At 44.5% G+C, this 23,554-nt stretch carries 19 protein-coding genes, 2 tRNA genes and 2 pseudogenes; 8 read left to right on the forward strand and 15 right to left on the reverse strand.

The features are described 5' to 3' along the window. Nucleotides 1-34: 34 nt before the first annotated feature. Nucleotides 35-1,663, reverse strand: coding sequence for a malate synthase A (aceB, locus tag B7360_RS06760; protein WP_085343047.1), 1,629 nt, complete (start codon nt 1,661-1,663; stop codon nt 35-37). A 606-nt stretch (nt 1,664-2,269) separates the two neighbouring features. After that, complete coding sequence (locus tag B7360_RS06765; protein ID WP_005383681.1) at nt 2,270-3,175, reverse strand: hydrogen peroxide-inducible genes activator; 906 nt, start codon at nt 3,173-3,175, stop codon at nt 2,270-2,272. A 199-nt stretch (nt 3,176-3,374) separates the two neighbouring features. On the opposite strand from B7360_RS06765, the gene B7360_RS06770 reads away from it, so the two are divergent. The 3 genes from B7360_RS06770 to ppk2 all read left to right on the forward strand — a co-directional run bounded on the left by B7360_RS06770 (nt 3,375) and on the right by ppk2 (nt 5,860). Beyond that, nucleotides 3,375-3,986, forward strand: coding sequence for a peroxiredoxin C (locus tag B7360_RS06770; RefSeq protein ID WP_005381738.1), 612 nt, complete (start codon nt 3,375-3,377; stop codon nt 3,984-3,986). Nucleotides 3,987-4,269: 283 nt separating this feature from the next. Next, entirely contained in the window at nt 4,270-5,013 is a 744-nt protein-coding gene (locus B7360_RS06775) for a copper homeostasis protein CutC (RefSeq protein WP_101911810.1), read from the forward strand. A gap of 70 nt (nt 5,014-5,083) precedes the next feature. Further along, a complete protein-coding gene (gene ppk2, locus B7360_RS06780) occupies nt 5,084-5,860 on the forward strand; it encodes a polyphosphate kinase 2 (protein WP_085343051.1) in 777 nt (258 codons plus the stop codon). A 62-nt stretch (nt 5,861-5,922) separates the two neighbouring features. On the opposite strand, the gene phoU is transcribed toward ppk2, so the two are convergent. From phoU to B7360_RS06800, 5 genes and pseudogenes are all read right to left on the reverse strand, one after another. Then, nucleotides 5,923-6,621 (reverse strand): phosphate signaling complex protein PhoU, encoded by a 699-nt coding sequence (gene phoU / locus B7360_RS06785; protein ID WP_005381744.1) that lies wholly within the window; start codon nt 6,619-6,621, stop codon nt 5,923-5,925. A gap of 30 nt (nt 6,622-6,651) precedes the next feature. Beyond that, the gene (gene pstB / locus B7360_RS06790; protein WP_005381745.1) at nt 6,652-7,470 is read right to left on the reverse strand and encodes a phosphate ABC transporter ATP-binding protein PstB; all 819 of its coding nucleotides are present in this window, start codon (nt 7,468-7,470) and stop codon (nt 6,652-6,654) included. Between the two features lie 2 nt (nt 7,471-7,472). Further along, nucleotides 7,473-8,849: pseudogene (gene pstA / locus B7360_RS06795) on the reverse strand (phosphate ABC transporter permease PstA); the annotation flags it as partial. A gap of 65 nt (nt 8,850-8,914) precedes the next feature. Continuing rightward, nucleotides 8,915-9,146 (reverse strand): annotated as a pseudogene (locus tag B7360_RS25370) (phosphate ABC transporter, permease protein PstA); the annotation flags it as partial. A 30-nt stretch (nt 9,147-9,176) separates the two neighbouring features. Then, nucleotides 9,177-11,381 (reverse strand): ABC transporter permease subunit, encoded by a 2,205-nt coding sequence (locus tag B7360_RS06800; RefSeq protein WP_085343054.1) that lies wholly within the window; start codon nt 11,379-11,381, stop codon nt 9,177-9,179. Between the two features lie 207 nt (nt 11,382-11,588). Here B7360_RS06800 and ppk1 point away from each other — a divergent pair, with 207 nt between their 5' ends. Continuing rightward, a complete protein-coding gene (ppk1, locus tag B7360_RS06805; protein ID WP_005391598.1) occupies nt 11,589-13,679 on the forward strand; it encodes a polyphosphate kinase 1 in 2,091 nt (696 codons plus the stop codon). Further along, nucleotides 13,663-15,168 carry an exopolyphosphatase gene (ppx, locus tag B7360_RS06810; protein ID WP_085343056.1) on the forward strand — a complete coding sequence of 502 codons (1,506 nt, stop codon included), beginning with the start codon at nt 13,663-13,665 and terminating at the stop codon, nt 15,166-15,168. Before ppk1 ends, ppx begins: the two co-directional genes overlap by 17 nt. 34 nt (nt 15,169-15,202) lie before the next feature. On the opposite strand, the gene B7360_RS06815 is transcribed toward ppx, so the two are convergent. Genes B7360_RS06815 through phoB form a run of 3 tightly spaced genes read right to left on the reverse strand, consistent with a single transcriptional unit; the run spans nt 15,203 to nt 18,190 of the window. Then, nucleotides 15,203-16,162, reverse strand: a complete 960-nt coding sequence (locus B7360_RS06815) for a PstS family phosphate ABC transporter substrate-binding protein (RefSeq protein ID WP_085343058.1) — start codon at nt 16,160-16,162, stop codon at nt 15,203-15,205. Next, complete coding sequence (gene phoR, locus B7360_RS06820; protein WP_005383667.1) at nt 16,162-17,460, reverse strand: phosphate regulon sensor histidine kinase PhoR; 1,299 nt, start codon at nt 17,458-17,460, stop codon at nt 16,162-16,164. The genes B7360_RS06815 and phoR overlap by 1 nt, the downstream gene beginning before the upstream one ends. 40 nt (nt 17,461-17,500) lie before the next feature. Continuing rightward, nucleotides 17,501-18,190 (reverse strand): phosphate regulon transcriptional regulator PhoB, encoded by a 690-nt coding sequence (gene phoB, locus B7360_RS06825; RefSeq protein ID WP_005381752.1) that lies wholly within the window; start codon nt 18,188-18,190, stop codon nt 17,501-17,503. Between the two features lie 224 nt (nt 18,191-18,414). Here phoB and rdgC point away from each other — a divergent pair, with 224 nt between their 5' ends. The 3 genes from rdgC (at nt 18,415) to B7360_RS06845 (ending at nt 21,152) form a co-directional block, all read left to right on the forward strand. Next, nucleotides 18,415-19,329 carry a recombination-associated protein RdgC gene (gene rdgC, locus B7360_RS06835; RefSeq protein WP_005391604.1) on the forward strand — a complete coding sequence of 305 codons (915 nt, stop codon included), beginning with the start codon at nt 18,415-18,417 and terminating at the stop codon, nt 19,327-19,329. 165 nt (nt 19,330-19,494) lie between these two features. Next, entirely contained in the window at nt 19,495-20,895 is a 1,401-nt protein-coding gene (gene yegQ, locus B7360_RS06840; protein ID WP_085343059.1) for a tRNA 5-hydroxyuridine modification protein YegQ, read from the forward strand. Nucleotides 20,896-20,897: 2 nt separating this feature from the next. Then, nucleotides 20,898-21,152 (forward strand): YfhL family 4Fe-4S dicluster ferredoxin, encoded by a 255-nt coding sequence (locus tag B7360_RS06845; RefSeq protein ID WP_031780214.1) that lies wholly within the window; start codon nt 20,898-20,900, stop codon nt 21,150-21,152. Between the two features lie 42 nt (nt 21,153-21,194). On the opposite strand, the gene B7360_RS06850 is transcribed toward B7360_RS06845, so the two are convergent. The 5 genes from B7360_RS06850 to B7360_RS06870 form a co-directional block, all read right to left on the reverse strand. Further along, the gene (locus tag B7360_RS06850) at nt 21,195-21,503 is read right to left on the reverse strand and encodes a hypothetical protein (RefSeq protein ID WP_005391608.1); all 309 of its coding nucleotides are present in this window, start codon (nt 21,501-21,503) and stop codon (nt 21,195-21,197) included. A 322-nt stretch (nt 21,504-21,825) separates the two neighbouring features. Beyond that, nucleotides 21,826-22,662: a penicillin-insensitive murein endopeptidase gene (mepA, locus tag B7360_RS06855; RefSeq protein ID WP_085343061.1), complete on the reverse strand. Its 837-nt coding sequence runs from the start codon at nt 22,660-22,662 to the stop codon at nt 21,826-21,828. Nucleotides 22,663-22,674: 12 nt separating this feature from the next. Beyond that, complete coding sequence (locus B7360_RS06860) at nt 22,675-23,007, reverse strand: DUF1904 domain-containing protein (RefSeq protein ID WP_005391613.1); 333 nt, start codon at nt 23,005-23,007, stop codon at nt 22,675-22,677. A gap of 345 nt (nt 23,008-23,352) precedes the next feature. Further along, nucleotides 23,353-23,429, reverse strand: a tRNA-Trp gene (locus tag B7360_RS06865). A gap of 35 nt (nt 23,430-23,464) precedes the next feature. After that, nucleotides 23,465-23,541: transfer RNA gene (locus B7360_RS06870), tRNA-Asp, on the reverse strand. Nucleotides 23,542-23,554 lie beyond the last annotated feature (13 nt).

Genomic DNA, 23,554 nt, shown 5'->3' on the forward strand with positions numbered 1-23,554 from the left:
TCCTTCACGTTATTGGTGTTACAGTTATTCTTTATTAATCCAGGTAGTCATAACCAGGAACTGTCAAAAAGTTGGTCAGCTCATCGCTCGTCGTGAGCCTTGCCATTAAGTCTGCTGCTTCTTCAAATCGACCCGCATGGTAGCGCTGCTCGCCAATTTCTTGCTTCACGACTTCAATCTCTTCTTTTAGATAGAGCTCGAACAGCTCTTTAGTGACCTTTAACCCGTTGTCTAGCGACTTGCCGTGTTGAATCCATTGCCAGATCGAAGCGCGAGAGATTTCTGCCGTTGCTGCGTCTTCCATCAGTCCGTAAATCGGCACACAACCGTTGCCAGAGATCCAAGCTTCGATGTATTGCAGCGCAACACGAATATTGTGGCGCATTCCAGCTTCTGTACGCTCGCCTTCACAAGGCTCGAGTAGTTCAGCCGCTGTAATAGGTGCATCCTCTGAACGACTCACATCCAATTGATTGGTGCGCTCGCCCAGTACAGCACTAAAAACTTCCATCGCGGTGTCAGCCAAACCTGGATGAGCTACCCAAGTACCGTCGTGACCGTTGTTTGCTTCTAGCGATTTGTCAGTCTGGATCTTGTCTAATACTTTTTGATTCTCTTGCGGGTCTTTCGCTGGGATAAAGGCGGCCATTCCTCCCATCGCGAAAGCACCTCGTTTATGACAAGTACGCACCAATAATCGCGAGTAAGAGTTCAAGAATGGCTTGTCCATAGTGACCACTTGGCGATCTGGCAGTACGCGTTCAGGGTGCTTCTTCAAGGTTTTGATGTAGCTAAAGATGTAATCCCAGCGACCACAGTTCAAACCAACGATGTGTTCTTTAAGTGAGAACAGAATCTCATCCATTTCGAATACGGCTGGTAAAGTTTCAATCAGCACAGTCGCTTTGATGGTGCCTGTATCAAGACCGAAATAGTCTTCCGTGAAATGGAACACTTCGCTCCACCACTTCGCTTCGTGATGCGATTGCAGTTTTGGAATGTAGAAATAAGGGCCGCTGCCTTTTTGAAGTAAGGCTTTGTAGTTGTTATAGAAGTACAGAGCGAAATCGAATAGCGCACCTGGAATGATCTGACCGTGCCACGTAACGTGTTTTTCTTTTAAATGAAGGCCGCGAACACGGCAGATCAACACCGCTGGGTCATCTTCCAGCTGATAATGTTTGCCATTGCCAGGATTGGTGTAACTGATGGTGCCATTAACAGCATCGCGCAAGTTAATTTGACCATCTAGCACTTTACTCCATGCAGGAGACATTGAATCTTCGAAGTCTGCCATGAACACTTTTACATTCGCATTCAGTGCGTTAATCACCATCTTGCGGTCAGTTGGTCCGGTAATCTCCACACGGCGATCTTGCAGATCTTGTGGGATTCCTAGGATCTTCCAACTTCCTTCACGGATGTCTTGTGTCTCTGGTAGAAAATCTGGTAGCTCACCAGCATCAATACGTGCTTGCTTCTCTTCTCTTGCTTCCAGCAACTGTTCAACACGTCCGGCAAATTTTTCACACAGTAGAGATAAAAAGGTTTGGGCTTCAACAGGGAAAATTGCTTGATGTTCTGGAGCAACGACTCCATTCACCTCAAGCATGCCTTGGGTTTGCTTTAGTTGTTGTGTTTTTTGTTCTGTCTGAGCAAGCATAATCATTCATCCTTAACGTGCTTTATCAATCTTGGGCAGTCAGCGTAAAGCTACATTTGTAAGTTATGAACAACAAATTACATCCTTTAACTTTGTGTTCAACTCGTCTAGCCATGCCGATAGATTGCGTAATGCTACGTGTATTTTCAATCTAGACATAAGTCGTATCGGCCTTTAAATAAGCTATATCAACAAAGGGTTTAGTGAAACCCCTAATATAAACAAAACAGAAAATTCAAAGTTTTATTCCGCAAGGTAAAAACCATCTATCAAGCGCCTTATTTTGTAAGTTATTACGTAATAAAATTACATTAAATTTAAAGTCGCTTTATAATTTCAAACAAGCGTATGAATATTGACAGGTAAACAAACACCTTGTACTCACAAGGGCTGAAGAGATGGATTTAAACAGGGGTCAAACAAGACATGCAGGGCTTTGTGTAAAATTAACATTGTGAAATTTCACTATTTTATGAAAGCTTCATCAAAGAAGAGCTGTAAAATTTTACAAGTCAAAGTTTACCAGCAGAATAAAATACTAGAAAGCGCACTGTTTCCAGTGCGCTTTTAGATAAATAATGGAGAAGTAAGGGCTAATACTAATAGCTAAAGCAGCTCTGAAACGACTTCTGCAAGTTGATTAAATGTTTTCGTTCTTGACGAGCTCGGACGCCAAACTAAGCCGATTTCGCGATAAGCTTGTTTACCTGGAGGATCGATCACGACTAAATTCTGGTTATGCAGCAAGCCATGGTCGATAGCCATTTGAGGAATGAACGTTGTTCCCAAACCATTCGCAACCATTTGCACCAGTGTATGGAGGCTGGTTGCCGTAAACGGATTGATTTTTTCTTTGTCTGTTAATTTACACGCTGATACCGCATGTTCCGTTAAGCAATGTTCTTTCTCTAGTAGAAAGACGGATTCGTCAGGTAAATCCGCGTAACGAATCGGCACAGGGACCGATTGGGCTTGATTAGCGCTTATAACCATTCGAAACGGATCCTTACCCACTACTCGGCTTTCCATCCCATCAATTTCGACTGGTAACGCTAAAATAAGCACATCCAGCTCACCATGTCTGAGCGCTTGAAGTAAGTTTGTCGTCGTGTCTTCTCTTAATAAAAGATTCAGTTGTGGAAAACGGTAGTTCACCTCTTGTACCAAATCACACAGTAAAAACGGAGCAATTGTTGGTATACATCCTACTTTTAGCTGGCCTTGCATATCGTCGCCTTGGCACATACGTCCAAGCTCGACCAAATCTTGCCCTTTTGCTAACAGCTCTCGCCCCTGCTTTACTACCATTTCTCCTGTTTGGGTAAAAACCAGTGGACTTTTCTTGTCTTTCTTTTCATATAATGGACAACCAATCAATTCCTCTAAGTTTTGAATACCTTTACTTAAAGTCGACTGACTGACAAAACAACGCTCTGCAGCGTCACTAAAATGTCTTGTTTCATGCAGTGTGACTAAGTAGTGCAACTGCTTCAAACTGGGCCATTTATTCATAATTGTATTTGTATCTACCGCCGTTCCAGTGATCGAGTTAAGAGTTTTGCTATTATCGTTTTTTTCGATTAACTCAATCTATTTATTTCGCTTTTTTCAATACTACAATCTGTACTATAGTTTGTCTCGTACAAACACGGACCAAACCGACACAACTGAATTCGGTTTGGAACTAACCATACTTTTTAGGAGCAAAAAAATGGTACTAGTAGGTCGTCAAGCCCCTGATTTTACTGCAGCAGCTGTTCTAGGTAACGGTGAAATCGTTGAAAACTTCAACTTTGCAGAGTTCACTAAAGGTAAGAAAGCAGTAGTATTCTTCTACCCACTAGATTTCACTTTCGTTTGCCCATCTGAGCTAATCGCATTCGACAACCGTCTAGCTGATTTCCAAGCTAAAGGTGTTGAAGTAATCGGTGTTTCTATCGATTCTCAGTTCTCTCACAACGCATGGCGTAACACTGCTATCGAAGATGGCGGTATCGGTCAAGTTAAGTACCCACTAGTTGCTGACGTTAAGCACGAAATCTGTAAAGCTTACGACGTTGAGCACCCAGAAGCAGGCGTTGCTTTCCGTGGTTCTTTCCTAATCGACGAAGAAGGCGTTGTACGTCACCAAGTAGTTAACGACCTACCACTAGGCCGTAACATCGACGAAATGCTACGCATGGTTGACGCTCTTAACTTCCACCAGAAGCACGGCGAAGTATGTCCTGCACAATGGGAAGAAGGTAAAGCAGGTATGGACGCATCTCCAAAAGGTGTTGCAGCGTTCCTATCTGAGCACGCAGCTGACCTAGGCAAAAAATAATAGACCTTCACCCTAGCTCAACGGGTGTGATGGTTGGATGTATATAAAGCAAAAAGCTAATGCGGAAAACCGCAAACGCCAATCAGTCTAAGTAAAGTCCTATCAAAGCCTAGAGCAAATGCTCTGGGCTTTCTTTTACCTTCAGATAAACCGCCAAAATGAGGTAACGCTGCAGCGTAAACTTTACCTCTATTTCTCATGCCCTCCATACAGATTCTGCTTACTGGCCCTGTTAATATCTTAGCCACAACACTTATTTGTAACGTTAGCAGGATGAATGAACGTGGTTACTCACCTAGAAGTCTGTATCGATAATATTGAATCTCTGCACTACGCCATTGCTGGCGGCGCCACTCGGATTGAACTTTGCTCCTCTTTGGCTTTAGGCGGGCTAACACCCAGTTATGGCTTTATGCAGCAAGCGGCTAAGCTTTCTAGTGTTCCAGTTTATGCCATGATCCGCCCACGCCAAGGTGACTTCTTCTACTGTGAAGAAGAGATCGAAATGATGCGTTGGGATATTGAAGCTGCTCACCAATCGGGCTTGGATGGTGTGGTTTTAGGTGTACTCACTCAAGAGGGGGGTATTCACATGCCCTTTGCAACAGCACTGTGCGAATTCGCACAGGAATTAGGGCTGGGCATAACGTTCCATCGTGCTTTTGATCAATGTAGAAACGCTCAATTAGCATTGGAAGAGGTCATCAGTTTGGGCTGCGAACGCATTCTCACTTCAGGGCTCGCACCTTCTGCGCCAGCAGGCCAGAAAGTACTTAAATCTCTTGTTGAACAAGCCCAAGGACGCATTGCAATCATGGCGGGTGCTGGCGTTAATGCGAGTAACGTACGTGCATTAGTAGAAGACACTCAAGTTCCTGAAATCCATCTGTCAGGCAAAACGACTCGACCTAGTAAAATGAACTTTGTTGCTGAACAAAGCAAAATGGGCGCAACTGATGTCGATGATTTCTTAATCCCCATCACAAGTACACAAGCCATTACCGATGTCGTAGCAGCTCTCAAATAGACGACCGTAACCTCACACGCATAGCTTTTGAGTGCTAACATATTGTTTATCAAGGAGTGAGGAAAGGTGTATGTCTAAATTGAAGAAAAAGGAATACGAAAAGGAGCTCAAAAACCTTCAAGTTGAGCTCGTAAAACTTCAAGAGTGGGTCAAACACAAAGGGTTAAAAGTGGTGGTTCTGTTTGAAGGCCGTGATGCTGCGGGCAAAGGCGGGGTGATTAAACGCATCACAGAAAAGCTAAACCCGCGTGTTTGTCGCGTGGTCGCTCTGCCTGCACCGACAGAAAAAGAAAAAACGCAATGGTACTTCCAACGTTACGTCGCTCATTTGCCATCTGCTGGTGAAATCGTTTTATTTGACCGAAGTTGGTATAACCGAGCAGGTGTCGAAAAAGTCATGGGGTTCTGTACTCCAGACGAATACGAAGAGTTTTTACGCTCTTGTCCTGAATTCGAAAGAATGTTGCAACGCTCTGGGATTATTCTGATTAAGTATTGGTTTTCGGTTTCAGACGAAGAGCAAGAAAAACGTTTTCTAGGTCGAATTAATACGCCGATCAAACGTTGGAAATTCAGCCCAATGGATCTGGAGTCACGTCATCGCTGGGTCGAGTATTCTGAGGCAAAAGATAAAATGTTCGCTTACACAGATACGAAGAGCTGTCCTTGGTGGGTCGTGCCCTCTGACTCGAAAAAGAAAGCGCGCTTGAACTGTATCAGCCATTTACTTAGCCAGATTGATTACAAAGCGCTTGAGTACCCACCGATTGAATTACCTGATCTCAATAAAGAAGGTTATGTCAGAGCGCCCATTGATGATCAGACCTTCGTGCCCGATAAATATTGATGTACTTTCCCTCTCCCTAATAAATAGACCAGCCTAAAAGCTGGTCTATTTATTGAAATCAGTTACTTCAGTACGTCATCAATGCTTTGATCACCTAGGTGGCGTACATCTTTCCCTTTCACGAAGTAAATAATGTATTCACAGATGTTCTGGCAACGGTCCCCCACGCGTTCAATCGCGCGTGCCGACCACATCACTTGCAGAATGTTGGGGATATTTTTTGGGTCTTCCATCATATAAGTCATCAACTGACGAATCACCGCTTCATATTCGGCGTCTAGTTTGTCATCTTGTTTGTGCACCTCTGCTGCCGCTTCTACATCCATGCGGGCAAACGCATCTAAAACCTGATGCAGCATATTAATTGCCTGACGGCAGAGAGGCTCTAACGACACTTGGAATTGTCGTTCTTTTGATGATGGGCTTTCAATGGCAACGTAAGCAATGCGTGTCGCCACGTCACCGATACGTTCTAAATCAGTGATCGTTTTGATGATAGCCATGATTAAGCGCAAGTCTTTTGCCGTTGGCTGACGCTTAGCAATAATGCGTGTGCAGGCGTCATCGATCGAGACTTCCATCGCATTCACTTTATGATCGTCACGCACAACCTTACGCGCCAGTTCGATGTCTTCTTTATGCAAGGCTTGAATAGCATACGAAAGCTGCTGTTCTACCAAGCCACCCATGGTTAATACATGAGTACGAATCGATTCTAGCTCTACGTTAAATTGTCCTGAAATATGACGTCCAAAGTGCATGATGTTCCTTATTCCGTATAGAGTCGCGACTTAACCGTAGCGACCCGTAATGTAATCTTCGGTCTGTTTCTTCATTGGCGAGGTGAAGATCGAGTCCGCGTCAGAGTATTCAATTAACTTACCCATATGAATGAATGCGGTGTGATCACTCACTCGCGCCGCTTGCTGCATGTTATGGGTAACGATAACGACAGTATATTGAGTCTTCAGCTCATTGATAAGCTCTTCAATAGTTAAAGTTGAGATTGGATCCAACGCTGATGTCGGCTCATCCAATAACAGGACTTCCGGCTCAATCGCCACCGCGCGCGCAATGACCAAGCGCTGTTGCTGACCACCAGATAAACCAAATGCGTTCTCATGCAAGCGGTCTTTGACCTCATCCCACAACGCCGCCGAGCGCAAGGATCGCTCCACTGCGTCATCTAAACTGCGGCTGTTTTTTACACCTTGTAAGCGTAAGCCATAAACTACGTTTTCATAAATAGACTTAGGAAATGGATTGGGTCTTTGAAACACCATCCCCACTCGGCGTCGAAGTGTCGCAACATCGACATTAGGATGATAAACATTCTTGCCATGTAGACGCACTTTGCCTGTGACTCGACACCCTTCCACTAAGTCGTTCATGCGATTGATGCAACGTAATAACGTCGACTTTCCACACCCTGAAGGACCGATAAAAGCGGTGACTCGCCCTTTGGGAATTCGCATCGAAATATCATGCAGCGCCTGAGTTTGACCATAGAACAGATTAAGGTTCTCGATTGAGATTGCTGTTTGTTCATCCGTTAAATTATGAACGTCCAATGGTGGCTCATAACCTAATGTACTATCAAAATTAAACATACTTAATCTTGTCCTAACGTTCTGTATTTTTCTCGTAAATTATTGCGAATACTGATTGCTGTTAAGTTTAGCCCGACAATCACTGTCACGAGTAAGAAAGAGGTGGCATAAACTAATGGTCGCGCCGCTTCGATGTTGGAGGTTTGAAAGCCAACATCGTAAATGTGAAAACCTAAATGCATGAACTTTCTATCCAAATGCACATAAGGGAATTGCCCGTCAACCGGTAAACTGGATGCCAATTTCACGACCCCCACCAGCATCAGTGGCGCTACTTCGCCAGCTGCACGCGCAATCGCAAGGATCAGCCCTGTGATAATAGCTGGCGTCGCCATAGGCAAAACCACACGCCATAGGGTTTCGAACTGAGTTGCACCAAGCGCCAGAGAACCATGTCGTACTGAACTCGGAATACGAGTTAAACCTTCTTCTGTTGTCACAATCACAACTGGAAGCGTCAGCACGGCAAGAGTTAGTGCAGACCACAACAAACCCGGAGTACCAAAGGTTGGTGCCGGTAACTTTTCCGCATAGAATACGTTGTCGATAGAGGCACCAATCGTATAAACAAAGAAGCCTAAACCAAATACGCCATAAACAATCGATGGAACACCCGCTAGGTTTATAACCGCAATACGAATAACCCTGGTTAGAGCGTTATTCTTAGCATATTCATGTAGATAGATAGCGGCGATCACCCCAAGTGGCATCACAATGATCGACATGATAAGTACTAAGAAAACCGTACCAAATATCGCAGGGAACACGCCTCCTTCGGAGTTTGACTCTCTTGGATCTTCAGATAAAAACTTCCAAACCTGTTTTCCCCAATGCATGACTTTATCAGGCAGTGACATTTGGTTTGGATACCAGTAGTCCAAAATATCTTCGAGCGGAATCGATACTTGTGACCTCGTCATATCCTCGACAATCAAGGCATAGTCAGAGAGCTGAAGTCGTAAACCATCAAGTTGCAAATCTAACGTCTCAAGCGCTTTCTCTATCTGCTCTTTTTTCGTCTGATTTTCCTTTAAGAATCTTTCTGTCAGCGTGTCATTCAATTCATGCTTGCGCTTTTCTAATCGCAACTGCTCTAGCTTCCAACCAAGCTCTTTAAGCTGATCGACCACCAAAGAATCAATCTCATGGCGCAGAGTTTCTGCATCATCAAGCTTTTTATTTAGTACCGATTGAATATCACTGGTGTATATATTATCGCCATCTTGAAACGCCACCAGCTTACCAAAGAAATAACCACCGCTGCTGCGCTCGATCACAGCCCACTCTTTTGGCGTCGTGGGCTCGTCCAACTGCATTTGCAATACGGAGATAAAATCGGCGGGATACAACTCTCGGTTAGCGATTTTGATACTGAGTCGCGTGGCAAAGTCTTCATCGTCTTCTAACTGCTGTGCTGCGCTTTCAGGCAGATAACTCTTCGGTACAAAGCTGCGCTCATACACTTGGCCAATCAGAATAGTATTTTCATGTAGCACTTCGCCTTGTACAGGCGTCAATGCTGCAACATTCCACTGATACAAGGGAGCTGGCCAAAAGTAAGTCAGGCCTTTCCAGCCGATAAGGAGTAACAACCCTAATACCGACAACAAACTGATGCTGACTGCACCGCCTGTTAGCCATATCCACGGTGCGCCAGAACGAATCCAATTTAACACGTCATTACTCGCTCTTTATTCAAACCATTATTACAACGCACGGTACTTATCTCTCAGTCTTTGACGAACCCATTCCGCAAGCGCGTTTACTGCAAACGTAAATACAAACAAAATCAATGCAGCTAGGAACAATAGACGATAATGCGAACTTCCAACTTCCGACTCTGGCAACTCAACGGCGATGGTCGCCGACAGGCTGCGCAATCCTTCCAAAATATTCCAATCCATTAATGGCGTATTGCCCGTTGCCATTAACACAATCATGGTTTCACCAACAGCGCGTCCCAGGCCCATCATAATGGCAGAAAAAATACCTGGGCTTGCGGTAAGCAAGACAACATAGATTAAAGTTTGCCAAGGCGTGGCCCCTAATGCCAAAGAGCCATCCGATAAATGCTTCGGTACAGAGAAAATGGCATCTTCGGCAATGGTAAAAATCGTCGGGATAACAGCAAACCCCATCGCTAACCCCACCACCAATGCATTGCGTTGATCGTATCCAATACCATGCTCGGTTAAGAATAAGCGCATATCGCCACCAAAGAACGTCTGCTCAATCGTAGGCGAAATCCACACTCCAAGCCCAATCAGTACCAATATGACAGGCATGAGCACTAAAGCATGCCAACCATTAGGCAGACGATTTCGCAAAGGTTGCGGTATTAATGCCCATAGCCCGCCCATAATTATGGTGCTCAAGGGCAAAACAAACAGCATAACGACGATCGTAATCAGGTGATCTTCGACAATAGGCGCGAACCACAATCCCGCGAGGAAACCAATGATCACCGTCGGCAGTGCTTCCATTAGCTCAATCGACGGTTTTACGACACGACGCATGCGTGGCGACATAAAGTAAGCCGTATAAATAGCACCTAGCACTGCGAGCGGCACTGAAAACAGCATCGCAAACATCGCCGCTTTTATCGTCCCAAACGCAATAGGTACTAGGCTGAACTTAGCCTCAAAGTTATCGCTCGCCGAAGTCGATTGCCACACAAATTCAGGCTCAGGATACCCTTCGTACCACACTTCTTGCCATAATGAGGACAATGAAATTTCTGGATAGGCATTGTCCACTTCCGCAACATTTAACGCATTATTTTGCCAAGTGATTAAGTAGCGTTCATTGTTAGACATTGCTGCGATTGCGGGCGCTTGATTGTACGCACGCTTAAACAACACCAGTTTTTCACTGGTTGTATAATGGCTTTGCAACGTGCCGTTGGTGTAAAAGCTATAAAATCCTTTTCGATGAGAATCCGGCAACAAATACTTAAGCTCTGATGCCAATTTAAAATCACGAATATGCGTTAACGTGCGTTTCTCTTCTTGCAGCGTATCAAACCATTGCGACACCCGACCATCGTTGTGCGTCACCAAAAGCGAGTAAGCACCAGCCAATAAGTCTATCGTACGAACGGAATGCTTCTTATCACCTTGAGTGAGATCGACCACCTCTCGCACAGCAAATTTACGTGCGGTTTTCTTTAACACGATCAACTCAGAGCCATCGCGCAAATAAAGCGTTTCACCGTCAGGTGTCAATAACATTTGCTGAGGCGTGTTAAAGCCTGAAGAGAACGTAAAATCGATCGTTGTAGGAGGCGTACCCAAAGACGAAGCCACTTGCCAGCGAGCTTTCACTTCACCGCTTTGTGTCTGCCAAACAATTGTTGGTAACGGCGTTGAAGCTGCAAACACAAACTGAGTCACAGGATCTTGAGGCGTACTCAGCGTCAGATCCATGCTGGTGTCTAGCTCAATCACTTCCGGAGGACGTGTATTTTCTCTCAACGTGGCATTAAATTCAGGCTTGAAAAGGTGCGCTTTACCCTGCCCATCAACAAACCCATACCAACCTAGTCCAGGAGCAGATTGAGAGAAAGCGACGGGTTCCTGGACGATTTGCTGTTTATACACCGCAGGTTTCGTAGGATCGTCCATCGACAAATATTGAATCTCACCACTTTGGGTTAGAACGAACGCGAGCTGAGCGTAATCATCCACCGAAATCGCCAGTGGTGTTTCAATATGGGTGGCTCGAATGGCTTGGTTGGTTTTGATCTCCGCATCAGAAAAAAGCGGAATGATCACCATGGCGAGGTAGACAAACATCAAAATAAGCGCCGCGAGTACGCCGACACCACCGGATGTCACTGCAAGTCGAACTAAACGATCTTTTATCAGTCGTTTCTTATCTTTTTCCTGCAATGAAAACTCGGCTTGTGCCATTTAAATCTCTACCTTTTTTGACTTAGTACTAGAATATGTCGTTAAGATGACAATTATATTACAGATCACATTAAACACCTGAAAAGAATACAACTCTTATGCAATGCGTGGTATGAAATAAATCTGTAATGAAAATCTCATAATGTTCTCACTCATCCATTTTTCCAAGATGAGTACGTATTACTTCACTTTTGGCTAGGTAAGGTTATGAGCGCAGAAAAACTATATATAGAAAAAGAACTTAGTTGGTTGTCTTTCAACGAACGAGTATTACAAGAAGCTGCCGATAAAACCGTCCCTTTGATCGAACGTATTCGCTTTCTTGGGATCTTTTCCAACAATTTAGATGAATTTTACAAAGTACGCTTTGCGGACGTGAAGCGCAGAATCTTAATCAGCCAAGAGCGCGGTGGCAGTGATAGCCCTAAACGACTGTTAACCAAAATGCAGTCGAAAGCACTCAAGCTTAACGAACAATTTGATGAGCTTTACAGCGAATTGATTCGAGAAATGGCGCGACGTCGCATTTTCTTGGTCAACGAGCAACAACTGGATGAATCGCAACAAAAGTGGATCGCGAAATACTTCCGTAGAGAGGTCATGCCGCATATCACTCCTCTGCTAATGAAAGATGAGATCGATGTTCTGCAATTTCTCAAAGACGAGTACGCTTACATCGCCGTAGAGCTACGTAAAGAAGAACATTACCAATACGCTCTGATCGAAATTCCGACCGATCACCTTCCCCGCTTTGTGATGGTACCAGAACAGAAAGGAAAGCGTCGAAAAACCATCATCTTACTTGATAATATTATCCGCCATTGTTTGGACGAGCTGTTCAAAGGCTTTTTTGATTATGATGAGCTTAGCGGCTATGCGATGAAAATGACGCGTGACGCCGAATACGATTTACGCAATGAAATCGAGTACAGCTTGCTTGAACAAATGTCAGAGGGTGTCAATCAGCGACTGACAGCAAAGCCCGTTCGCTTCGTCTACGAACGTGATATGCCGCCCCAAATGCTAGAGTTTCTTTGTAACAAGCTCAATATCTCTAATTACGATAACCTTATTCCCGGCGGCCGCTATCACAATTTTAAAGACTTCATTGCGTTTCCAAATGTTGGGCGAGAGTACCTTGAAAATAAACCGCTTCCGCCAATGAAATGCGCCGATTTCGAAGGTTACGCTAACAGCTTTGATGCGATTAAAGCGAAAGATATTCTACTCTATTACCCCTACCACACTTTTGACCACATTAGTGAGTTGGTACGCCAAGCCTCCTTCGATCCGAAAGTGCTTAGTATCAAGATTAACATTTACCGTGTCGCGAAAGATTCTCGCTTGATGAACTCGTTAATTGATGCCGTGCACAACGGCAAAAACGTCACCGTGGTCGTGGAGCTGCAGGCTCGCTTTGATGAAGAAGCCAATATCGAATGGTCAAAAGTGTTGACCGAAGCTGGTGTGCACGTCATCTTCGGAGCGCCTGGCCTTAAGATTCATTCAAAGCTACTGATGATCAGTCGCCGTGAAGGTGAAGAGATTATTCGCTACGCGCACATCGGCACAGGCAACTTCCATGAGAAGACGGCACGAATTTATACCGACTTCTCTCTCCTTACCGCAGATCAAGAAATCACTAACGAAGTTCGTAATGTCTTCGGTTATATTGAGAATCCATACCGCCCAGTGAAGTTCAACCACCTCATGGTATCTCCACGTAATTCTCGAACCCAAATCTACCGCTTAATTGATAATGAAATTGCGAATGCCAAGCTAGGAAAGAAAGCCGCTCTTACGATCAAGGTCAATAATCTAGTCGATAAGGGCATCGTCAATAAGCTATATGGAGCAAGTACGGCGGGAGTGAAAATAAATATGATCATTCGCGGCATGTGCTCATTAGTACCGGGCATTGAGGGGATCAGCGACAATATTCGCATCATCAGTATTGTTGACCGCTTTTTGGAACACCCGCGCGTGGTGATTACCCATAACGATGGCGATCCGCAAGTCTATATCTCTTCCGCTGACTGGATGACAAGAAATATCGATCACCGCATTGAGGTGGCGGCGCCAGTCCGTGATCCACGTTTGAAACAGAGAATTATTGATATAACGAATATCCATTTTACCGATACAGTAAAGGCTCGTTTTATAGATAAGGAAATGAGCAACGCTTATGTACCACGAGGTAATCGCAAAAAAGTTCGTTCTCAAATCGCTATCTATGACTATCTTAAAAATATAGAAAAGCAAACTAGAAAACAAAATTCAGATGCCTCAAATACTTGAACAAGATACTCGCTACATTGCCGCGATAGACCTCGGCTCAAACAGTTTCCACATGGTGGTGGCCAAGGTTGTAGGCAGTGACTTACAACTGGTTAGCCGTCATAAACAGCGTGTTCGCTTAGCATCAGGACTCGACAGTGAATTGAACTTAAGTCGTTCCGCGATGGAACGTGCGTTAGAGTGCTTAGCCATGTTCGCTGAGAGACTGCAAGGGCTTGATGAGTCGAATGTGCGTATCGCCGCGACACACACACTAAGACGCGCTAAAAATGCTCATCTATTCATTGAGCGTGCGAAAGAAGTGATGCCCTTCCCAATAGAAATCATCCCAGGGGAAGAAGAAGCCCGCTTGATTTACTTAGGTGTCGCTCACACTCAAGTAGAGTCAAACTCCAAGTTGGTCGTTGATATTGGCGGCGGCAGTACCGAAATGATCATTGGACAAGAGTTTGAACCTGAGCTTCTCAACAGTAAACAGATGGGATGTGTCAGCTTTACAGAGCAATATTTTAAAAACGGCAAACTGTCTGGGAAAAACTTTAATAAAGCGATGTTAGCCGCCGAGCAAAAACTCGAGTCCATCGCTTCAGCATACCGTAAAAAAGGCTGGGATATCGCTCTCGGCTCATCAGGAACCATCAAAGCGATTCAAGAAGTGCTAGTAGGATTAGGTTTTGAAGATGGCCTGATCACCGCGAAGAGACTGGACACGCTTATTGAAACTCTGTGTAATTTTGATTCAATTGAAGAGATTGAACTGACAGGTTTAACAGAAGAACGTAAGCCCGTATTCGCGGCAGGCGTGGCGATTTTGTCCGCGATTTTCAAAGCGCTTCGCATTGAGCAGATGTTTTTCTCCGATGGTGCTCTGCGCGAAGGTCTGTTGTACGAAATGGAAGAGCGTTTTGCGCGCTCCGATATACGTATGCGCACAACTGAAAATTTAGCCAACAAACACCGGGTTGACTTAGAGCATGCTGCTCGTGTTAAAGGCCATGCACGTGAGATGTTATGTCAGGTGCGCTCTGAACTAGGCATTAAGAAAAAGAGTGAGTTATTTGACTTACTAGAATGGGCAGCATTGCTTCATGAAGTCGGATTAAGTATCAACTTACGTAGCTTCCATCGTCACTCTTTCTATATTCTGTTGCATTCCACTCTACAAGGCTTCAACCGTGAACAGCAATTAGTGCTCGCAACATTAGCCCGCTTCCAACGCAAAGCACTTAAACTGCAAGAACTGCCAGATTTCAACCTCTACAAACAAAGTGACGTGATAAGCCTCATCAAAATATTACGACTTTCTATCGTATTAAATGGACAGCGTAACGAAGATCCATTGCCTGACATCACTTTATCCATCAAAAATGATGAATGGATTCTTACGTGCACAGATGAAGCATGGCTAGAAAGCAACAAATTGCTTCATGCTGATTTACAGGAAGAACAAGAACGATGGAGCAGCGCGAAGTGGACACTCACTTTCTGATCTCGCACTGTTCATACCTAAACAAAAAGTCGGCTTACAGGCCGACTTTTTTTAACTCTTCTTCTGCAAAGTCTGCCGTAATGGGCACATAACCATCTTTCTCAACCAACGCTTGTCCCTGAGCAGAAAAGATAAAGCGAATAAACTCAGCTTCAATTGGTGTTAATGGGTAATCCGGGTGCTTATTCACGTAAACATATAAGTAACGTGATAGTGGATACTTACCACTAACAATATGTTCTCGCGTTGGAGTCACGTAGTCATTTCCTATTTTTGCCACCGGAACTAAGCGCACGCCTGCCACTCGATAACCGACACCGGAATAACCAATTCCACTGATGGTTGACGCTACAGCTTGCACAACTGACGCGGAGCCTGGCTGCTCGTTAACTCGGGTTTTAAAGTCGCCGCCACATAAGGCATTGCTTTTGAAGTAACCATAAGTTCCAGAAACGGAGTTACGACCAAACAACTGTACGTTTCGCTTTGCCCACTGTGATTCAAGACCGAGTTGCTGCCAGTTTGTGACAAATTGACTTTCACCACAGCGTAGCGTGGCAGAAAACAAAGCATCTAACTGACTAAAGTTAAGCCCTTGAATTGGATTGTCTTGATGAACAAAAATACCTATTGCATCGATCGCAACTCTAAGCGCCGTTGGCTTGTAACCATGTTCACGTTCAAACGCTTCAACCTCTCTTAAACGCATCGGGCGACTCATGGGACCAAACTGAGCTGTTTGTTCGGTCAATGCTGGGGGAGCAGTAGAAGAGCCAGACGCTTGGACTTGCGCATTAATATTCGGGTAAATGGATTTAAACTCTTCAACCCAAAGTGTCGTCATGCCCGCAAGCGTATCGGATCCGACAGAGAGCAAGTTCCCAACAATCCCAGTCGTTTTATGATAATTCGGCAATGGCTTATCTTGAGCGACAGCCATACAGGAATAAACAAGCGCGAATAAACTGAATGTTTTTGCCAATCGTAAAGCCATTATTTCACCACCAAACGCTCAGGCAATACGAAAGAAAACTTACTGCCCACACCTACTTCACTGTGAATTTCTAAATGAGAATCATGGTGACTCAGCGCGTGTTTTACAATGGCCAACCCTAACCCACTCCCTCCGGTATCGCGTGATCTTGCTTTATCGACGCGATAAAAACGCTCAGTAAGTCGATGGAGGTGCTGAGGCTCTATACCATCACCACTATCCTCCACCTCTAAGCATGCGCCTTGAGATGTCTGGAACCAACGAACATTAATGTTCGCGCCAGGCGGTGTGTATTTGACAGCATTATAAACGAGGTTAGAGATAGCACTACGTAACTGGTCATCATCGCCCAGTACGCGTAGGCTAGCATCAACATCAAATTTCAATTTATGTTGGTTGTCCCCACTAAGGCTGACCGCCTCTTTTTCTAGTACTTCGAGCATCGCAGGTACATTCACGACTTCTTCAAGCTCATGCATAGGTGCCGCTTCAATTTTAGATAGCGTCAGTAGTTGGTTCACCAAACTGTTCATGCGGTTGAGCTGCTCTGTCATCACACCATGCGCTTTGCTCCACATTGGGCCCACAACCATGTCAGGGTCTTCTGTCATCTCCAAATAACCTTGCAGGACCGTCATTGGTGTACGCAGTTCATGAGAAACGTTAGCAAAGAAATTACGGCGCATTCCCTCAAGTTGTTTTAACTGGCTAACATCACGCACCACCATCAAATGTTCACCTTCGGTATACGGTACTATACGTAGTTCTAGCATGCGTTCGACATTGAGTGGTGAGCGCATTTCCAATGGTTCAGAGAAGTCTTTCTTGTTGAGGTACTTGATAAAATCAGGCGTACGAATGAGGTTGGAGATAGGTTGACCGGAGTCTTCCGGCCAATGGAAACCCAATAAGTGTTGAGCCAGTTTGTTACACCAAACGATATTGCCTTCAGCACGGAACACCACGACGGCATCGGGTAACGATTCCGCACCATTTCTGAATCGGCGAATGAGATTAGTAAGCTCTTTGCGTTTACGGCGTTGGCGCTGCTGTAAGCGATACAAGCCATTGAACAAAGATTCCCAGTTACCGCTACCAGACGGTGGCGTCAGGCGCTTTTCATCCCATAACCAAGAAGATAAACGTACTTGGTTATGCAAATGCCACACAAGCTGCAATGCCGTAGCTGCCAAAAGCAACCACGGCATATAACCGAATATCCAACCTACTATCACCCATGGGGTGTAAAAAAAAGCCAGCTCCCAGGCCAGCTTTTTCCACGTTAATCTTTCAACCACTCATAACTCCAGAAATGGTACCGATAAGCTGCGTGTTAATTTATGCCTTTGTCGAGAAGCGGTATCCAGCACCACGAACAGTTTGGATCAGCTTATCATGACCTGCGGCTTCCAATGCTTTACGCAGGCGGCGAATATGAACATCGACCGTACGATCTTCAACATACACGTTAGTACCCCAAACATTGTTTAATAGCTGCTCACGGCTATACACACGCTCTTGATGCGTCATGAAAAAATGCAGCATTTTAAACTCTGTTGGGCCCATATCTAATGGTGCATCATTAGCCGTGACACGGTGTGATACAGGATCAAGCTTCAATCCCTGCACATCAATTACGTCTTCCAGTGCGGTCGGGGTTACGCGACGAATCACCGCTTTTAAACGGGCAACCAACTCTTTAGGAGAAAATGGCTTAGTAATGTAGTCATCCGCACCGACTTCTAAACCGCGCACTTTATCTTCTTCTTCACCACGAGCGGTAAGCATCACAACTGGAATGTTGCGCGTTAATTCCTCTCGCTTCATATGCTTGATGAAGTTAATGCCGCTGCCGCCTGGTAACATCCAATCCAGTAAAACTAAATCAGGGAAGGGTTCAGCCAGTTTGGTTACTGCAGTATCGTAATCTTCCGCTTCTACCGCTTGGTAACCTTTCTGCTCAAGTACGAAGCACAGCATTTCGCGAATAGGAGCTTCGTCTTCAACAACCAGAATCCTTCTAGACATAATTGAGTAACCTTATGTTCGTTGAGCTAATGAATTTAAGAGACAAAGCGCCTCTCTATGCATAAGCATTATCACTACCAATTATGACACTTTTGTGACCTTTGAAAACAAATTTTCATATAACTTTCTTTTGAGGTTCATTCGGATATTTTTCATTTCTATTAAGACATCAGCACAAAAATTCCCTATGATTAGTCCCTTGTCATCAAGCCTAGAGAAGATTTATGTGGTTTAAAAACTGTCTGGTATACCGCGTTAACCGCGAGGTTACTTTCAACGCCGAACAACTAGAAACTCAACTGTCTGAATTCCGATTCACCCCATGTGGCAGTCAAGATAAACAGAAATTTGGCTGGGTCAGTGCAATGGGTAGACATGGCGACATGATGACTCACGTGTCAGAAAACCGCATTCTGATTTGCGCCAAGAAAGAAGAGAAAATGCTACCTGCCTCAGTGATCAAAGAGTCATTGAATGCAAAAGTAGAAGCAATGGAAGCGCAAGAAGGTCGTCCTCTGAAGAAGAAAGAGAAAGACAACCTGAAAGATGACATCGTAATGGATTTACTGCCTCGCGCATTTAGCCGCAGCAGCCACACTCACGTGCTCATCATGCCAAAAGAAGGGTTCATCCTTGTTGACGCAAGCAGCTACAAAAAAGCGGAAGACGTATTAGCACTACTTCGTAAAACCATGGGTAGTTTACCTGTTGTTCCTGCCATTCCAGAAGTAGCGATTGAAACAACGCTAACCGAGTGGGTGAAAACGGGCGACACACCTCAAGGTATCACCATGATGGACGAAGCTGAGCTAAAATCCGTGCTTGAAGAAGGTGGCGTGATTCGTTGTAAGAAGCAAGAGCTGACCACAGATGAAATCCGCAACCACATCGCAGCAGATAAAGTCGTAACGAAGCTTGCACTTAATTGGCAAGATCGTATTGAATTCATCATGACAGAAGATGCGGGTATTAAGCGTCTAAAATTCTCTGATGAATTGAAAGATCAAAATGACGATATTCCACGTGAAGATCAAGCGGCTCGATTTGATGCAGACTTCTCTCTGATGTGTGGGGAGTTCAGTGCTTTCCTACCCAACCTATATGATGCGCTAGGCGGCTTACCAAATCCCAACGCTTAATGTTGTATAAAGGTTAACCATAACGCCCTCACTTTTTTTGAGGGCGTTTTTCTATCTGAAGCACAATTACCCTAGTCACAGTTCACATTTTGACGTAAAATTTGCGCCCCATTTCCATTAGGTGGAATTGGCCTGACTTGTGATCAGATAAAAGAGAATTGAGCAATGACAACTGAGAAAGCATCCGTACCTGAGCTACTGTCTCCTGCGGGAAGCCTGAAAAACATGCGTTACGCATTCGCCTACGGCGCAGATGCAGTTTACGCTGGCCAACCTCGCTACAGCCTTCGCGTACGTAACAATGAGTTTAACCACGAAAACCTAAAAATCGGTATCGATGAAGCGCATGCTCTAGGCAAAAAGCTTTATGTGGTATGTAACATTCAACCACACAACTCGAAGCTAAAAACCTTCATCCGTGATCTTAAACCAATCGTAGAAATGGGTCCTGACGCATTGATCATGTCAGATCCAGGTCTAATCATGATGGTTCGTGAAGCTTTCCCAGAAATGCCAATTCACCTTTCTGTACAAGCAAACGCTGTAAACTGGGCGACTGTTAAGTTCTGGGCAGCGAATGGCGTGGAACGAGTGATCGTTTCTCGCGAGCTATCTCTAGAAGAAATCGAAGAAATTCGTGAGCATTGTCCTGAAACTGAACTTGAAGTATTCGTTCACGGTGCATTATGCATGGCTTATTCTGGTCGTTGCCTACTTTCTGGTTACATAAACAAACGTGATCCTAACCAAGGCACTTGCACCAACGCGTGCCGTTGGGAATACAAAGTGGAAGAAGGCAAAGAAAACGACGCTGGTGATATTGTAGAGAAGTTTGACCCATCTGAAGCACAGCCTGTCGAAGTACAAGACGAACGCCCTGAAACCACAATTGGTCGTGGTAAACCAACGGATGAAGTCGTTCTACTTTCTGAAGCGCACCGTCCAGAAGAAAAAATGGCAGCGTACGAAGATGAACATGGTACTTACATCATGAACTCTAAAGACCTACGTGCGGTACAGCATGTTGAGCGCCTAACCAAGATGGGTGTGCACTCGCTGAAAATCGAAGGTCGTACTAAATCATTCTATTACTGTGCTCGTACTGCACAGGTTTACCGTAAAGCGATTGATGATGCTGTAGCAGGCCGACCATTTGATGAAAGCCTAATGGGCACACTAGAGAGCCTAGCTCACCGTGGCTATACCGAAGGCTTCCTACGTCGTCATACTCACGACACCTACCAGAATTACGATTACGGCTACTCAGTTTCTGATGCTCAACAGTTTGTCGGTGAGTTCACTGGTAAACGTCGTGGCGATATGGCTGAAGTAGAAGTGAAAAACAAATTCCTTGTCGGTGATAGTCTTGAGCTAATGACGCCAAAAGGTAATGTTGTTTTCACGCTAGAAGCGATGGAAAACCGTAAGTCAGAGTCTATTGAGGATGCCAAAGGGAATGGTCACTTCGTCTTCATTCCAGTACCAGCAGATCTAGATTTAGAATACGGTCTATTGATGCGTAACTTAAACTCAGGGCAGGACACCCGTAACCCGACTGGTAAGTAATCATGGCTTTGCTCATTACTGACAAATGCATTAACTGCGACATGTGTGATCCCGAATGCCCCAATGGGGCAATCAGCATGGGAGAAAGCATTTTCGAAATTGACCCAGCTCTATGTACAGAGTGTAAGGGACATTACGAAAAGCCGACCTGTCAGTCAGTGTGCCCGATTACAAAATGCATTATCACAGACCCGGATCATGTAGAAACAGAAGAGCAGTTACTGGAGAAATTCGTGATTATTCAAGGGTTAGCATAAGAACAAGTAGGTTCAACTTTGGAGACAAAGTTGAACCTTTTTTTAACCCGACTTTTCAATAGGATAGATATTACAAAACAACTCTTTTTCAAAATGAGACTCTAACCGATCTCGCCAATTTTCAGCTTGGGAAACCGGTACAAGATAAAAGTTTTCTCGGCTCGTATCCGTAACGAAAGCCATTCCATATTGCATCAGCTCGTAATGCACATCATTAACAAAACCGGGATCAAGACGCTGACGTCCTGTCAGATGGTTTACATCAACCCGAGTCAATAAGACCCCTTTTGTTTCACTGCTAAATCTGTGTCTTAACCACTCTGCAAATTCTTTTGCACAAATCATAGTCATGGTTTTATCCTTGATTTACTCTTCTAGCAGGAGAAGTATCCATTCCCGCCTCACACACTTGTCTGCCTTGTTATTGCTTCGCTAGCCAACTGACAGACATATTGCTAAGAAACCAAAGTATCGTGACGAAAGATCTTTCTAAACAGAGAAGTTACGACTTATCTATACTACAACTCTTTGTTTAATTTAGATTTCTATATTATGTCACCAAAACTAATTAGGTTAGTTTTTGTATTGGTATTATTCACTGTAGACAAAAGTATGATGTTTCTCCAGTTTCATAAAAGAGATACGTAAGGGAATATAAACCTGTAGAGTCACTCTAGTTAGTAGAGATAAGTGATTGGCATTGCGGTGGAATCGCTTTTTTTCGCCTGGGCTTAGCAATAACTTTCGCAGACGGAGGCTTATCGATAGGCTTAACTTTCGGTCCCCAACTAGCAAGCTCTACCCCACAACCATCACCAGCGGGAGGCAGAGCTTGTTCAACACAATAGCCACTCGACTCAGGACAAGATAACCTGACGTGGAAGTGGTAATGATGCCCCCACCAAGGGCGAACTTTACGTAACCAAGAACGTTCTTTGCCTTCTTCTTGCGAGCAAAGCTGCTCCTTAATGACAGGATGTACAAAAATTCGTGCAACATCCTCACTCTGTGCAGCATATCGAATCAGCCTAAAGTGCCTATCTTCCCAGCGATGGTTAAGTATGGAATACCCTTTTAAGTCCACCACACTCATTGGCTTAGGGAGTTGTAATTCGTTATAAGAAAGCGGTTGGTCAGCGAGTCTTAACCAGATATCAATATCTAACCCAGTTTGGTGACTAGAATGGCCAGAAGAAAACCTTCCTCCTCGTGGTAAAGACAGGTCACCTATAAGCAGCGTTGTGTTGAGATTTTGATGAGCTTTAAGCGCTAGGTTTTCAATAAACTCTATCGTTTTAGGGTGCCCATAGTAGCGTTTCGTTTTACTACGTAAAACTTGATAACCAACGCCATCAAGAGGCAAAGGTAATGCACCATCCAAACAACCGTTAGCATAGCTACCAATAGAGGAAGAAGAGTTTTGGGTAGGATTAGCAACAGACTCCCAAGGAGTAGAGTATACAGAAGCTGAGAAACATAAACCCAAAGATACAATGAAACTCAGCTTCATAGATTTTAGCCTTTAGTAGTGTTCGCCATTATCGTAATAAGCTTTAGGGGATAAAGCTGAAAAGATAACTGCAACATCAATATCTGCACCAGCAATACCACGAACTTGCTGTGTAATAAGCTTAGCAACTTTATCTTGTACTTCCTGACCACGGTCAAACCAAAGCACTTCGACAAAAGGATATGCAGCACTCACCTCGCCCTCATTGAAAAACGTAGTGTAGATATACTCAAAAGTAAAATCCTCACGCGGACAGTCCATCAGAGGCTGAAGTTCATCCGTCAGAGGCTTTGATAGTGCCTGAACAGCTTGCGGCTCTACAGCACGGAATCGAAAATGTGGCATAAACTTACTTCCTAATTATTAGCATTAACTCATGATAATAACAGGAACCAAGTCAGTAATCATCCAAGCCAATGTAACCACTAACCTTTTCTATACACGTCATATAGATCAAGTAGTAAATCAACTAGCTCACTAACGAAGAATAATGGGAGTATGAAGAGAGGTAAGAAGGGGTAAAACGATACACCGAAGCTTAGTGACGCAATCTATTGCAAGGTAAAATAGAATGGCTTAAGTCACCGATGTAATATGTTCTTAAGATCAATGTGTATCAGATATCGACAACTATTCGAACTATTCGTTAGAAACGAAAAAGGCTCTGACCTAAGTCAGAGCCTTGATATATGGCAGGGGTGGAGAGATTCGAACTCCCAACACGCGGATTTGGAATCCGCTGCTCTGCCAATTGGAGCTACACCCCTGCAGTTCGTGTTTAATGAGACGACTCTCAAATAAGTGGCGGAGTGGACGGGACTCGAACCCGCGACCCCCGGCGTGACAGGCCGGTATTCTAACCAACTGAACTACCACTCCGCAGTGGTATCAC

This window comes from Vibrio sp. ArtGut-C1 (assembly GCF_002105475.1).
Taxonomy (GTDB): Bacteria; Pseudomonadota; Gammaproteobacteria; order Enterobacterales; family Vibrionaceae; genus Vibrio; species Vibrio diabolicus.

Excerpts from the sequence above, each read along its gene's own strand:
- aceB (WP_085343047.1), bottom strand. The coding sequence starts at position 1,663 with ATGCTTGCTCAGACAGAACAAAAAACACAACAACTAAAGCAAACCCAA.
- B7360_RS06765 (WP_005383681.1), bottom strand. The coding sequence starts at position 3,175 with ATGAATAAATGGCCCAGTTTGAAGCAGTTGCACTACTTAGTCACACTG.
- B7360_RS06770 (WP_005381738.1), top strand. The coding sequence starts at position 3,375 with ATGGTACTAGTAGGTCGTCAAGCCCCTGATTTTACTGCAGCAGCTGTT.
- ppk2 (WP_085343051.1), top strand. The coding sequence starts at position 5,084 with ATGTCTAAATTGAAGAAAAAGGAATACGAAAAGGAGCTCAAAAACCTT.
- phoU (WP_005381744.1), bottom strand. The coding sequence starts at position 6,621 with ATGCACTTTGGACGTCATATTTCAGGACAATTTAACGTAGAGCTAGAA.
- pstB (WP_005381745.1), bottom strand. The coding sequence starts at position 7,470 with ATGTTTAATTTTGATAGTACATTAGGTTATGAGCCACCATTGGACGTT.
- B7360_RS06800 (WP_085343054.1), bottom strand. The coding sequence starts at position 11,381 with ATGGCACAAGCCGAGTTTTCATTGCAGGAAAAAGATAAGAAACGACTG.
- ppk1 (WP_005391598.1), top strand. The coding sequence starts at position 11,589 with ATGAGCGCAGAAAAACTATATATAGAAAAAGAACTTAGTTGGTTGTCT.
- ppx (WP_085343056.1), top strand. The coding sequence starts at position 13,663 with ATGCCTCAAATACTTGAACAAGATACTCGCTACATTGCCGCGATAGAC.
- B7360_RS06815 (WP_085343058.1), bottom strand. The coding sequence starts at position 16,162 with ATGGCTTTACGATTGGCAAAAACATTCAGTTTATTCGCGCTTGTTTAT.
- phoB (WP_005381752.1), bottom strand. The coding sequence starts at position 18,190 with ATGTCTAGAAGGATTCTGGTTGTTGAAGACGAAGCTCCTATTCGCGAA.
- rdgC (WP_005391604.1), top strand. The coding sequence starts at position 18,415 with ATGTGGTTTAAAAACTGTCTGGTATACCGCGTTAACCGCGAGGTTACT.
- yegQ (WP_085343059.1), top strand. The coding sequence starts at position 19,495 with ATGACAACTGAGAAAGCATCCGTACCTGAGCTACTGTCTCCTGCGGGA.
- B7360_RS06845 (WP_031780214.1), top strand. The coding sequence starts at position 20,898 with ATGGCTTTGCTCATTACTGACAAATGCATTAACTGCGACATGTGTGAT.
- B7360_RS06850 (WP_005391608.1), bottom strand. The coding sequence starts at position 21,503 with ATGACTATGATTTGTGCAAAAGAATTTGCAGAGTGGTTAAGACACAGA.
- mepA (WP_085343061.1), bottom strand. The coding sequence starts at position 22,662 with ATGAAGCTGAGTTTCATTGTATCTTTGGGTTTATGTTTCTCAGCTTCT.
- B7360_RS06860 (WP_005391613.1), bottom strand. The coding sequence starts at position 23,007 with ATGCCACATTTTCGATTCCGTGCTGTAGAGCCGCAAGCTGTTCAGGCA.